This is a genomic window from Salicibibacter cibarius (genome assembly GCF_016495725.1).
In the GTDB taxonomy this organism is placed as follows: Bacteria; Bacillota; Bacilli; order Bacillales; family Marinococcaceae; genus Salicibibacter; species Salicibibacter cibarius.
In genome coordinates this window covers 2,796,682-2,808,900 of record NZ_CP054705.1, presented here as the reverse complement: position 1 = coordinate 2,808,900, position 12,219 = coordinate 2,796,682, and the positions used below count along the sequence as shown (strand labels likewise).

At 47.5% G+C, this 12,219-nt stretch carries 14 protein-coding genes; 12 read left to right on the top strand and 2 right to left on the bottom strand.

The features are described 5' to 3' along the window. Window positions 1-19: 19 nt before the first annotated feature. Window positions 20-205 (top strand): hypothetical protein, encoded by a 186-nt coding sequence (locus tag HUG15_RS14270; RefSeq protein WP_200123740.1) that lies wholly within the window; start codon window positions 20-22, stop codon window positions 203-205. A 73-nt stretch (window positions 206-278) separates the two neighbouring features. After that, complete coding sequence (locus HUG15_RS14265; protein ID WP_200123739.1) at window positions 279-644, top strand: thiol-disulfide oxidoreductase DCC family protein; 366 nt, start codon at window positions 279-281, stop codon at window positions 642-644. A 188-nt stretch (window positions 645-832) separates the two neighbouring features. Here HUG15_RS14265 and HUG15_RS14260 read toward each other — a convergent pair whose 3' ends face one another. Further along, complete coding sequence (locus HUG15_RS14260; protein ID WP_200123738.1) at window positions 833-1,183, bottom strand: nucleotidyltransferase family protein; 351 nt, start codon at window positions 1,181-1,183, stop codon at window positions 833-835. Further along, complete coding sequence (locus HUG15_RS14255) at window positions 1,150-1,548, bottom strand: HEPN domain-containing protein (RefSeq protein ID WP_200123737.1); 399 nt, start codon at window positions 1,546-1,548, stop codon at window positions 1,150-1,152. Before HUG15_RS14255 ends, HUG15_RS14260 begins: the two co-directional genes overlap by 34 nt. Window positions 1,549-2,230: 682 nt before the next feature. Here HUG15_RS14255 and HUG15_RS14250 point away from each other — a divergent pair. The 10 genes from HUG15_RS14250 to HUG15_RS14205 all read left to right on the top strand — a co-directional run bounded on the left by HUG15_RS14250 (window position 2,231) and on the right by HUG15_RS14205 (window position 12,126). Then, entirely contained in the window at window positions 2,231-3,097 is an 867-nt protein-coding gene (locus HUG15_RS14250) for a branched-chain amino acid ABC transporter permease (RefSeq protein ID WP_200123736.1), read from the top strand. A gap of 2 nt (window positions 3,098-3,099) precedes the next feature. After that, window positions 3,100-4,104, top strand: a complete 1,005-nt coding sequence (locus tag HUG15_RS14245) for a branched-chain amino acid ABC transporter permease (protein WP_200123735.1) — start codon at window positions 3,100-3,102, stop codon at window positions 4,102-4,104. Beyond that, on the top strand, window positions 4,104-4,880 hold the full coding sequence (locus tag HUG15_RS14240; protein WP_200123734.1) for an ABC transporter ATP-binding protein: 777 nt from the start codon (window positions 4,104-4,106) through the stop codon (window positions 4,878-4,880). The genes HUG15_RS14245 and HUG15_RS14240 overlap by 1 nt, the downstream gene beginning before the upstream one ends. Beyond that, complete coding sequence (locus tag HUG15_RS14235; protein ID WP_200128986.1) at window positions 4,864-5,571, top strand: ABC transporter ATP-binding protein; 708 nt, start codon at window positions 4,864-4,866, stop codon at window positions 5,569-5,571. Before HUG15_RS14240 ends, HUG15_RS14235 begins: the two co-directional genes overlap by 17 nt. A gap of 36 nt (window positions 5,572-5,607) precedes the next feature. Continuing rightward, complete coding sequence (locus HUG15_RS14230) at window positions 5,608-6,867, top strand: ABC transporter substrate-binding protein (RefSeq protein WP_200123733.1); 1,260 nt, start codon at window positions 5,608-5,610, stop codon at window positions 6,865-6,867. Window positions 6,868-7,330: 463 nt separating this feature from the next. Next, entirely contained in the window at window positions 7,331-8,401 is a 1,071-nt protein-coding gene (locus HUG15_RS14225) for an amidohydrolase family protein (RefSeq protein WP_200123732.1), read from the top strand. 28 nt (window positions 8,402-8,429) lie between these two features. Further along, the gene (locus tag HUG15_RS14220) at window positions 8,430-8,837 is read left to right on the top strand and encodes a Rieske (2Fe-2S) protein (RefSeq protein ID WP_200123731.1); all 408 of its coding nucleotides are present in this window, start codon (window positions 8,430-8,432) and stop codon (window positions 8,835-8,837) included. A 164-nt stretch (window positions 8,838-9,001) separates the two neighbouring features. Continuing rightward, window positions 9,002-10,564, top strand: a complete 1,563-nt coding sequence (locus tag HUG15_RS14215) for a long-chain-fatty-acid--CoA ligase (RefSeq protein WP_200123730.1) — start codon at window positions 9,002-9,004, stop codon at window positions 10,562-10,564. Between the two features lie 12 nt (window positions 10,565-10,576). Further along, entirely contained in the window at window positions 10,577-10,957 is a 381-nt protein-coding gene (locus HUG15_RS14210; RefSeq protein WP_246516351.1) for a PaaI family thioesterase, read from the top strand. A 5-nt stretch (window positions 10,958-10,962) separates the two neighbouring features. Beyond that, window positions 10,963-12,126, top strand: coding sequence for a thiolase family protein (locus tag HUG15_RS14205; protein WP_200123729.1), 1,164 nt, complete (start codon window positions 10,963-10,965; stop codon window positions 12,124-12,126). Window positions 12,127-12,219: the final 93 nt, after the last annotated feature.

Here is a 12,219-nt window from a genome sequence, read left to right as displayed (position 1 = left end):
AAAAGAAGGAGGTATACACATGGCGAAAAAGAATTTATTGGACGTGGAAGCAAGCCAAGCATTCGTCGATCATTACAGGGAAGAGATCGCGGGCGAATTCGGCTTCTTTCAGGCGACCCAGGTGCAGGACGCGGTGGCGAAAGATATGACAAAAAAAGTGCGGAAACAAAAAGACGAGGACGACAGCAACGATCAAGGATGTTAAGGACGAGCAGGTGCGTCAATGGATTGGCGCATCTGTTTTTTCGTGGTACGGTTGATGGAGAGGTGAACGTCCGATGACGGAAAAATATGTTGTGTTTTATGACGGCGAGTGTCCGCTTTGCCGGGCGGTAAAGCTTGTGCTTGGCAAGTTGGACTGGCGTGGCGCGGTTTATTGGTTCCCCGTGCAAGACGTGAGCGAGGCGACGCTCGACAAAGCCAACGCCTATAAAAATATGTACGACGAGATTTATATGCTCACCCCGGACAAACAAGTGTTGACCGGCTTTAATACCGTGCGCAAACTGCTCGCGTTGCTGCCGGTCACGTTTCCTGTTGCTGTTTTGATGCATGTGCCGGGCGCCGGTCTGATCGGCGGACCGGTATATCGCTTTGTTTCGAGGCGGCGCTACCGGTGGTTTGGGCGAGTGGCGCGGGGGTGAAGTTTCGACCGTTTGCCGTCTTTTCTTAGGGGATAATCTGGCATTTTTGGAGCATAATCTGGCACTTTTCAATGGTGTTCTGGCACTTTCGAGACTTTTTCTGTCACTTTCAGAGGATAATCTGTCACTTTCGCAACTTATTCTGGCACTTTCCTGTGAGCAGGGGGACATAACGGTGAAATTAGACCTCATCCCGAATAATCTGAGAGAGCGGTTTCGGTATCTGCCTCATAAATAACTTTACCTGTTTTCAAAATCTCTTCGGTCATTAATGGATCGATGTCCTGGTGAAAGGGTCGGGGCTCTAATGATGGATCTACGCCACTTTTCCATACATACCGATATAACCGTTGCCATTCTTTCAAATAGTGATCACTAAAATCGTTGGATTCTACAGCAATATCAATATCACTGTTATCTGTGGCTGTCCCCTTGGCATAAGAGCCATATAGGATGACTCTTTCGACACTTATTTCTTTTTTTAGCTCACCCACATACTGGAGGATTATTTCTCGGATTTCAGTTTCTGTTCTAGCCATTTTAGCTCCGCCTCCGTTCTTTTCAGTAATTCTTCAAATTCTCTCTTGGCTGTTTTTTTTAGTAAAATCTCTCTATCCCCGGGATATCGTCCTTCCAATTGAAACGGATTAAGATCCGCGAAAAAGTTAAATTGGGACTCACTAAGCTCATTATCTAGACTTCCTTTATTGGCTAATGATAATAAATTATGAATTTTTGGCGGTATTGTTTCTTTACGCTTGGCGATAAATGCTTTTAGCATTTTTTCAGTGGCTAAGTGACAAAAGAATGCTGTTTCTAACAATTTGCCGTTTCGATAAAGGACCTTTGCAGTGTCTAAATTTTCTTTGGACTCGCTCATCCAATACATCACTTTTTGATCCACCTAATTCCCCCCAAGTCGCCGTGCCGGTTTATTTAATTGCTATTATAACACACTGATCATAGCACTTGATTAACATCTGTGAATTCGTCGAGTCAATCTTGTTTTTTTAAATCAAAAACCGCCATTCTTGGACTCATCTACGCGCTTTGTTATACATCAATCTCACGGCTTCAATTTTTCCTGTGATACAAAATTGAATTAAAAAATTCATTTTTGTATCGATATCTGCATTTGTTCAACTAAACGGTTAGTATCCCACCATTTGAAACCGCTTTCAAGTTGGCGCGCTTATTGCATCTATAAAGCGTGACATCATTTTAGAAAGGAAGTGGGTATAAATGCGAGGAAACTCCAATCGAATACGAAGATATCGAAAGTTATTTCGCGGTTAGATGTAAATGCGAGCATGATGTTGGACGACTTTAAACGAGGTTTCCAAGCGATCAAAAATGAAAGCAGTATCAACAGTTATTGAAGTTTCGTGTTTAAAAAGTCAGCGACTTTAATGCATTTTTGTATGATCACGGTGAATCGGAACGCAGTCGTTGTTAAAACCGGTGCACTTACCGAAGACTGGTTTTTTTGGTCGATGAAACTTCCAAAAAAGAAGTGAAAAAAATTAAAATTTTAAAAGAGAACTTATCGTATCTAAGAAAACGAATTAGAGAGAGGTTGGTGCTTCATGGATGTTCTTGCACAACAACTGTTTAACGGACTCACGATCGGAAGCGTGTACGCCCTTGTTGCTTTAGGATTGACGCTTGTCTATGGCATTCTTCATGTACCGAACTTCGCTCATGGGGCTCTTTATATGGTCGGTGGCTATGTAACTTTAATGTCGATGACTCTCTTGGGAATGCCTTATTTTGTAGGCATGTTCATCGCTATTTTAGTCGTGGGAGTCATCGCCATTCTGATGGAACGTCTCGTGTTTAACCAGCTTCGCGATTCGCCACCTATTCACGATAAAATTGCGGCCATTGGATTGCTATTATTCCTGGAAACGCTCATACGCGTCATTTGGGGCTCGGACTATCGATCAATGACTACTCCCTTTAGCGACGATATCGTTTCCTTTCTCGGCATTACGGTGACGACGCAACGCATTTTAATCGTCGTGGCTGCGATTCTCGTCATGATCGCCTTGCAACTTTTCTTAAAAAAGACCATGGTAGGGGCATCGATCGTTGCCATGTCCCAAGACCGTGAAGGGGCATTTCTCCAAGGGATCAACGCGAACCGTGTGGCGATGTTGACGTTTTTCATATCAGGAAGTCTCGCGGCAATTGCCGCTGCCCTGAATTCACCGATTAATCTCGTTTTCCCTGACATGGGGCACCTCGTCATTTTGAAAGCATTTGTCATCGTCATTATCGGTGGGATGGGAAGCGTACCGGGCGCGATACTTGGCGGTTACATTCTTGGATTCTCGGAAAGCCTCGGTGCCACATTTATTTCAGCTGAATACAGCGACATCATTGCCTTTGTGTTGCTCGTCATTATTTTAACGGTGAAACCGCAAGGTCTGTTTGCAAAGGGGGCTCACTAGACATGCCTATGTTCAAAAGAAACGCCACGCCGCTCATCTTTTTGCTCATCGCCTTAGTCGTCCCTTTTGTCACAGACAATCAGTATTACTTGTATATATTGACGCTCGCCTTTATTTGGTCAATCGCTGTCTATGGCATGAATTTAATATCCGGTTATACAGGGCAGCTCACCCTCGCCCATGCAGGTTTTTTCGCGATTGGGGCGTACTCGCTCGGTCTCTTAACGGTGGATGTGAATGTGCCGTATTGGCTTGCGTTTGTTCTCGCTTGCGTGATTACAACGGTGCTCGGATTATTAATCGGACTCATTGCTCTCAGAACGAAGACGCATTATTTTGCCATCTACACGCTTTGTGTCGGGTATATCATCTATCTCATCATCTACCAGTGGGATGAATTAACCGGGGGCGTGCGCGGCCTTATCGGGATCGAGCCTCCCGGCGCGATTGGTCCGATTACATTTGACAGTGCCGAATCCAATTACTATTTGGTGCTCGTGTTTCTCGTATTGACGATCGTCTTTATGAAGTTCATCAGCGAATCGCTTGTTGGTCGCACCTTCGTCGCCATTCGTAATTCGGAGGATCTTTCTCAAACGATCGGCATTAACACGATGAAGCAAAAATTGCTCTCGTTTGTCATCTCCACCTTTTTTGCCGGGATGGCCGGGGCGCTGTACGCGTCATTCGTCCAATTTATCGGACCGGAAATATCGTACACGATGACGATGTTTGATATGTTGACGTACTTGATCGTTGGCGGTATCGGCACGATGTACGGTCCGCTCGTCGGGACGTTTCTGATTGTTACGCTGACGCAATCGCTCCAATTTATGGAAGAGTACCGCATGTTGATTTTCGGCCCGGTCTTGGTTCTTCTCGTTATTTTTTACCCAAAAGGAATTGTCGGTGGCATTCAAATGTGGAAAGCGAAGCGGCAATATAAGAAAAAACAAAAACTGGAAAAGCAAACATCGAACACATCGACGTATGGGGGTGGAGATTAATGCTCATTGAAACGAAAGGCCTAACGAAAGCATTTGGAGGATTGACGGCTGTGGATAGCGTCGATGTCGGCATTCAAAAGGGAAAAATTACGGCGATCATCGGTCCGAACGGGGCTGGGAAATCGACGCTATTCAATGTGATTAGCGGGTTCTATCCAACGACAAAAGGAACGGTTGTCTTTAACGGCGAAGATATTACGAAGAAGAAAGCTTTTAACGTTGCGAAATTGGGGATTGCCCGTACGTTTCAGACGACAAACTTGTTTGAGCAGGCGACCGTCATGGATAACGTTATTGTCGGACATCGTTTGCGTACGAAATCCGGGGTATTTGACGCACTCTTTCGCACACCAAGATTGAAACGTGAAGAACGGGAAAGTCGTGAGAAAGCAGAGGAGGTGTTGCATTTTGTAGGGTTAACAAAGGAAGCGAACCGGCTCGTTTCAGACATTTCCCAGGAAGCCAAAAAACGCGCAGCCTTTGCCGTAGCGCTTGCCACCGACCCTGAGGTTGTGTTCCTCGATGAACCTGCCGCTGGAATCAACCCGGATGAAACAGACGGGCTGACGAATTTGATGCGTAAAATGATTGACAACGGCTTAACCGTTTGTTTAATCGAACACAAGATGCAGATGATCATGGAAATCGCCGATCATATCGTCGTTCTTAACCAGGGCAAAAAAATAGCGGAAGGAACACCTGAAGAGATCCAAAACAACGAAACGGTGATTCAAGCTTATCTGGGAGGGGGTGATGAAGCTGCTAACGCTCAATGATGTATCGGTGCGATATGGGCATTACGAGGCTTTGAAAGACATTTCCATGAGTGTGAAGGCTGGCGAACTGGTCGTGTTGCTAGGGGCGAACGGTGCCGGGAAAAGTACGATATTCCGGACGATCAGTGGGTTAAATAAACCGGCAAAAGGAAGCATCGAATGGAAGGGAAAATCGATTGGCGGTGTTCCTGCCAGTAATTTGGTAAAAGCAGGCATCGGCCACTGTCCGGAAGGCCGAAAACTGTTTCCGGAAATGAACGTTTCCGAAAATTTAAAAATGGGTTCTTATGTGATCAAGCGCAATAAAAAAGAAGTCTCGGAAACATTGGAGCGTGTCTACACTCTTTTTCCAATATTGGAAGAAAAGCAAAAGGCATCAGCGGGGTCGCTTAGCGGCGGTCAACAACAAATGCTAGCTATCGGACGGGCGATGATGTCACAACCCGAAATGCTTCTCCTGGACGAACCTTCGATCGGACTGGCACCGCTGATTGTTGAACAAGTTTTCGACGTCATTCAGGAAATTAACCGCGGCGGTACGACGATTCTTTTGGCAGAACAAAACGCCAATGCCGCTTTGAAAATTGCTGACCGCGGGTACGTCATTGAAGATGGAAATATTGTCGTGGAAGGGGATAGTCAGGAATTGTTTTCCAATGATGAAGTCAGAAAGGCTTATATCGGAGCTTAATCTTAATCTTAAACTTAAAAAAGGAGGCATCAGCACATGAAAAAGGTCAGTATGATAGTTGGTGGCGTCATGATGCTATTGACGGTCGGGTGTAACGGTGATGGTGGCGGGGAAGATGCAGATGTCACGGAAGCGGAAGGAACCCCTGCACCCGGCGCTCCCGATGGTGACGGTGGCGAAGAGGTCGACGTGGACACAGAAGTGGCCGAAGGCACGGAAGTGGTAGACATTGGCTTTAGCGGCCCATTAAGCGGTGCTGGCGCTTACTATGGAAACAATACGTTAAACGGCCTCACGATGGCGATTGAAGAAATCAACGAATCCGGCGGTTTCGAAGTGGATGGAGAAATGTATTCGTTTAACCTCGTGTCCCTCGATGACCAATACTTGCCGGATGAAACAGGTGCCAACGTACGTCGGCTCGTGCAAGAAAACGACACGCCCGTGATCTTCGTGCCTCATAGTGGTGGAACGTACGCGACGCAAGTATTTAATGAACAAGATGAAGTCTTGCTCGCCTCTTATTCCAGTGAGCCTGAAATCACGCAACAAGATAACGATTTAACGTGGAGAATACCTCCTACGTATGACAAATATATTGAGCCGTTTTCCGAATATCAAATGGAACGCTTCGGCACGGACTTAGCCATGTTGCCGCCAAACACCGAGTTCGGCATGGATTGGGCGGAAGCGTTGGCACCGGCTTGGGAAGAGATGGGCGGCAACGTCGTTCATGAAAGCTCAGTGGACTATGCCCAGGATACTGACTTTTACACGTTACTCACCAACGCGTTAGCTGAAGATCCGGATGTTCTCTTCGTCGGCGGATCATCGGAACCGACGGCACAAGTTATGGCCCAGGCTAGAGAACAAGGCTTTGAAGGAGGGTTTCTCATAATGGACCAGGCGAAACTCGATGAAATTGATAACGTCCTCGGCGGTGCGCCGGAAGTCATCGAAGGATCGGTCGGGGTTCCGCCCCTCGTCGATGATATTCATCAAGGAAACGAACAATTTATCAGTGATTATCAAGACACGTTTGATGCCGATCCCGGTTCGGAAGCCGGCTACCACTATTACAGTGTTTATATCCTCGCTGAAGCCATGAGTGCAGCCGGTGAAACCGAAGATGCTCATGCCATTCGCGAGCACATGGACGAAGGTTTACAGCAAGTGGATGATGACAAACACATTTATGAAGTCAGTGAGGTAGACGAAGACGGCGGAATGGTAACCGAATTGAGAATGGCTGTCGTTGAAGATGGAGAAGTCGAACTCGTTGATTTTGACGACTAAAATAGAGTCAAGCTAATATTTTCACAAGCTTTCAAGCCGAGAGATGAAGAGGTATCGAACACCTCCATCCAATCTCTTGGCTTTTTTTTCTTTGGTGTGCCGTGTGGATTTGTTGTCGATTCATATCGGGGTCGTTATTATTCATTTTTGAATCATCGCGCTCCCATATTATGACGCGATGTGTCGAAATCTACGTATGCCATTTCATTATGGGCTATAACAAATGGAACACGGGATACTATTTTTTGCTTTTGTATGAAATAATACAGGCAACCGTAGATTACCGCTTCCTTTCCACCCTGGAAAATAAATGCAAGCTTTTGTCTTATAGATACAATTTTGCATCAGTCACTCATTTTTATAGCAATACAGCTGGGATTTACTTATTTATAATAAAAGTGTAAAATCAAAATGTAAGCGCTTTTTATTCAGAAAGGTGACAATTTTAGAGGAGGGATAAGTGGTGGCAGAGATTGGTAAGCCGAATAAATTAAACGGCATTATTGATTGCGATGTGCACCCGATACCAAGGAAATTGGAAGAATTGCATGCCTATCTTCCTTCTCGATGGCACAAACATTATGTTTCATTTTCCAGGCCTTTTTATAATCATCCTCATCACGTTCTTCGGTTGGATGCGCTGCCTGAAAAAGGTGGTGCGCCAGGTAGTGATCCTGATTTTCTGCGGGAACAATTAATCAATCAATTTGGGATTGATTATGCTATTTTGCTGCCGATTCCGAATATAACGATGTGGCCCAACCCCACCATGGCCGCTGATTTGGCAAGGGCTTACAATCAATGGCTTGCCGACAAGTGGCTGGATAATAACAACTTCGATGGGCGATTCAAGGGTTCGATCACCGTAGCGCCCCAGGATCCACAGGCGGCTGTTCGCGAAATCGAACACTGGGCGAGCCATCCTCATATGGTTCAAGTTCTTACGGATTCCGGTTCGGACATGAATTACGGCCATAAACAGTTTCACCCTATTTATGAAGCTTGTGAACACTTTGGGCTTCCATTCGCGATTCATCCGACATCCGAAGGGTTAGGGATTAACTCACCGGCATCGCCAGGATATCCGACGACTTATTTTGAATGGTCGACTAGCCTTACATTCTCGGTTCAAGCCCATCTCGTCAGTTTTATTTCAGAGGGCGTTTTTGAACGCTTCCCGGGTTTGAAGGTTGCGCTTGTTGAAGGGGGATCCTCTTGGCTTGCTCCGCTTCTTTGGCGCTTGGATGAAGGATGGCGAGGCCTTAGGAATGAAGTGCCATGGGTAAAAAAACGACCAAGTGAATACGTCAGAGAAAATGTTCGAGTGACGTCCCAACCCCTACATTCGCCTGAAAATAAAGAACATCTTCTACAAATATTTGACATGATGAACGCAAAAGAAGTCATGATGTACGCGAGTGATTACCCTCATTGGGACTTTGATTCACCGATCAGAACATTCCCTAAAATGGACAAAGATCTAAAGAATCGTATTTTCTATGAAAATGCAAAGGAATTTTATAAACTACCTTAAAATCACCATCAAAAGACGGAGGATTCAAATGGCCGAACATGCTGTCGCGACAGTTGGTGAAATCCGAGAAGGGAAAAGAAAAATCGTTCAAATTGGCAAAATTTCTATAGGCGTTTTTAATATTAAAGGTGAGTTTTTTGCCATAAAAAATATATGCCCTCATAAAGGGGCGCCCCTATGTAAGGGAAGTGTTCAAGGCATGTATGTTTGCGGCGATAACTTGGATGACGTTCGCTTGATTAACGAAGGTGAGATTCTCCGTTGCCCATGGCATGGATGGGAATTTGATATTAAAAGCGGGAAGTCAATTATTGATCCCAATCGTTATTATGTTAAAAACTATGAAGTGACCGTTGATACAGACCAACCGGCTGACGCGCAGGTAGAAACGTTTCCGACGAGCATTCGTGAAAAAAATGTCATCGTACATGTCTAACACATTAGGATACAAAAATGAATCAAGTCATTCATTTTTGCATTGAAACACTCAAGCATAACTAACTAAATGGTTAGTATCCCACCGATAGAAAACGCTTCCAGTATTGGCATGTTTTTTGCATATATAAAAGCGAGCCATCATTTAGAAAGGAAGGAGCACAAATGCAGGAGAGCCTGAGCAAATACGCAGATATCGAAATACCTGAAATTTCGCTTCCCGAAATGTTCGAACAAAGCCTCAGCGACAATCGCCATAAAACGGCAATGACGTTCGGGGAGCTCACGTACACATATGAAGAACTGAGCAACAACATCCAGCGTGTGGCGAGCGCACTCTCCAAACGCGGGGTCCAAAAAGGGGATCGCGTCGCGCTCATGCTCCCGAATTGCCCACAGTACCCCGTGAGTTATTTTGCGGTGCTCAGCCTGGGCGCGATCGTTGTGCAAGTGAATCCGATGTACAAACCGCCGGAGTTGCTGCATGTGCTCAACGATTCAGATGTAAGCGCGATCATTATGTTGGACGACCTAAAGCCGATTTTCCAAGCGATCGAAAATGAAAGCAGTGTGAAAACAGCCATCGAAGTCTCGTTAAAAGGACCCGGCGAGTTTGATTCATTATTAAATGATGATGGCGAACCGCCGCAGACAATGATCGACGCAAAAGAAGACGTGGCCGTCATTCAATACACGGGCGGCACGACGGGACGCTCGAAGGGCGCGATGCTCACCCACTACAACCTGGTAGCGAACACGATGCAATCGGCTGCGACGCAAGCCATCAAGAGTGATGAGCAGGAACGGGTGCTCTCGATTGCGCCGCTCTTCCACGTCTACGGAATGACGAGCGCGATGAACATCACGCTCTATCGCGGCGGAAACATCATCTTGGTTCCCCGCTTTGACGTCGAGGAAGTCGTACAAATCATCGAACGGCTCAAACCGACCAGTTTCCCCGGGGTGCCGACGATGTACATGGCATTATTACAGCATTATCAAGCGCATCCATTTGATGTTTCGTCCCTGAACATTTGCACGAGCGGTTCCGCTCCACTTCCCGTTGAAGTCATTAATACATTCAACGCGATCACAGGCGCCAACGTCGCTGAAGGGTTTGGTCTGTCCGAAGCCTCGCCGGTCACGCACCGCAACCCTGTCGATGGATTGCAAAAAACCGGCAGCATCGGCATCACATTGCCGAATACGGAAGCGAAAATCGTCGATATTGCCACCGGGGAAGCAGAACAACCGACCGGTGAAGTCGGTGAGCTCATCATTCGCGGCCCACAAATCATGAAAGGGTATTACGGCTTGCCGGAAGAAACCGCAGAGACGCTTCGGGATGGATGGCTCTATACAGGCGATTTGGCAAACATCGACGAAGACGGTTATTACTTCATCGTCGGCAGAAAAAAAGACCTTATCCTCGCGAGCGGCTTCAACGTTTACCCGATTGAAGTGGAAGACGTCATCTACCGCCACCCGGCCGTCCAAGAAGCTGCCGTCATCGGCGTTCCGGACCCGTACCGCGGCGAAACCGTCAAAGCCGTCGTCGTAAAACACGAAGGTGCGGAACTCACGGAAGAAGGATTGATCGATTTTTGCAAAGAAAGTCTATCGAATTACAAAGTGCCAAAACTGGTTTCTTTTGTTAATGAACTTCCGAAAACCGCTGTCGGCAAAATACTAAAAAGGGAACTGATCGCATCCGAGACAACGAAATGAGGGCATACACAAGTGGAACTAGCAAGCGAAAGCCATTTTTTCAATCACGTCGGCTTTGAGATGACTGAAGCCGAAGACGGGGGCGTGACCGTCGTCCTCGATATCGACGAGAAACACATGAATCGCAACGGCATCCTCCACGGCGGCGTCCACGCCACGATGCTCGACAACATCCTCGGTGCGGCCCTCGCTCGACATACCGGGATGCCGAGCACGACCATATCCTTAAACGTCAACTACTTGGCTCCGGTGAAAAAAGGGCGGTTGACGGCGAGCGCCACGATTTTGCAACTCGGCTACAAGTCGGCAACCGTCGAAGGGGTGATTATGGATACGGAAGGCACAGCGATCGCAAAAGGGACAGGGACATTTAAAATACTGAGAAAAGGATGATTTAAATGGAAGATGTCGTTATCGTTTCTGCCGTACGGACAGCCATCGCCAAAAAAGGCGGAGCGCTGGCGTCCGTCGACCCGGCCGTGTATGGCGGTGAAGTGATTGGGGAAGCGTTACGCCGGGCGAATGTTGAACACGAAGCAATAGAAGACGTCATTTTCGGCAACTGCTTGAGCGGGGGAGGAAACATCGCGCGTGTTTCGCTTCTCGAAGCGGGTTTGCCGGTCGACATCCCCGGCCTCACGATTGATCGCCAATGCGGCTCCGGCATTAACAGTGTCGCGCTCGCGGCCGAGAAAATAATCGCGGGCAACGCCGATGTCGTTGTGGCCGGTGGCACCGAAAGCATGACGCGCAGCCCCCACCTTATGGCGGTGCAAGAAAGAGCCTATGACTTGCGCCCGCCGAAGTTTATCAATCGCCGGCTCTCGCCCGATGCTATCGGGGACCCGCCGATGGGCATCACCGCGGAAAACTTGGCGGATCAATATGAGGTGAGCCGTGACGAGCAGGATGCCTTCGCTTTACGAAGCCAGGAACGGATGGCGAACGCGGTCGACAAAGGGTACTTCAAGGATCAAATCGTGCCCATCGACGTGAAGACACGAAAAGGAACGGTCACCTTTGACGAAGACGAGCATCCGCGCCCGGACGTGACGAAAGAATCGCTCGCCAAGCTCCCGCCGGTATTTAAAAAAGACGGCAGCGTTACCGCCGGCAGTTCGTCGGGAATTAACGACGGGGCCTCCGCGTTGGTGTTGATGTCCGGGAGTGAAGCCAAAAAACGCGGGCTTAAGCCATTGGCGAGGGTTACGGCATCAGCTGTCGCGGGCGTGGACCCGAACATCATGGGCATCGGCCCCGTCCCGGCGGTGAAAAAAGTGTTGGAAAAAACCGGTGACAAACTCGACAATTTTGATTTAATCGAGATTAACGAAGCATTTGCCTCTCAAGTGCTCGCGTGTGATCGGGAACTTTCCTTTGACATGGACAAAGTCAACGTGAACGGGGGAGCGATCGCCCATGGCCACCCGATTGCAGCCACCGGGGGCATGCTCGTAACAAAATTATGCTATGAACTCGAGCGCCGCGGGGAGAAGAAAGGCCTAGTTACCGCCTGCATTGGTGGCGGCCAAGGCATCGCGCTTGCTGTGGAAAGAGATTAAGTGACAGATTCTGTGGCGAAAATGACAGAATCCGACTCAAAAGTGACAGAATATGCACCGGAAATGACAGATTAAATGCCAAAAGTGCCAGAT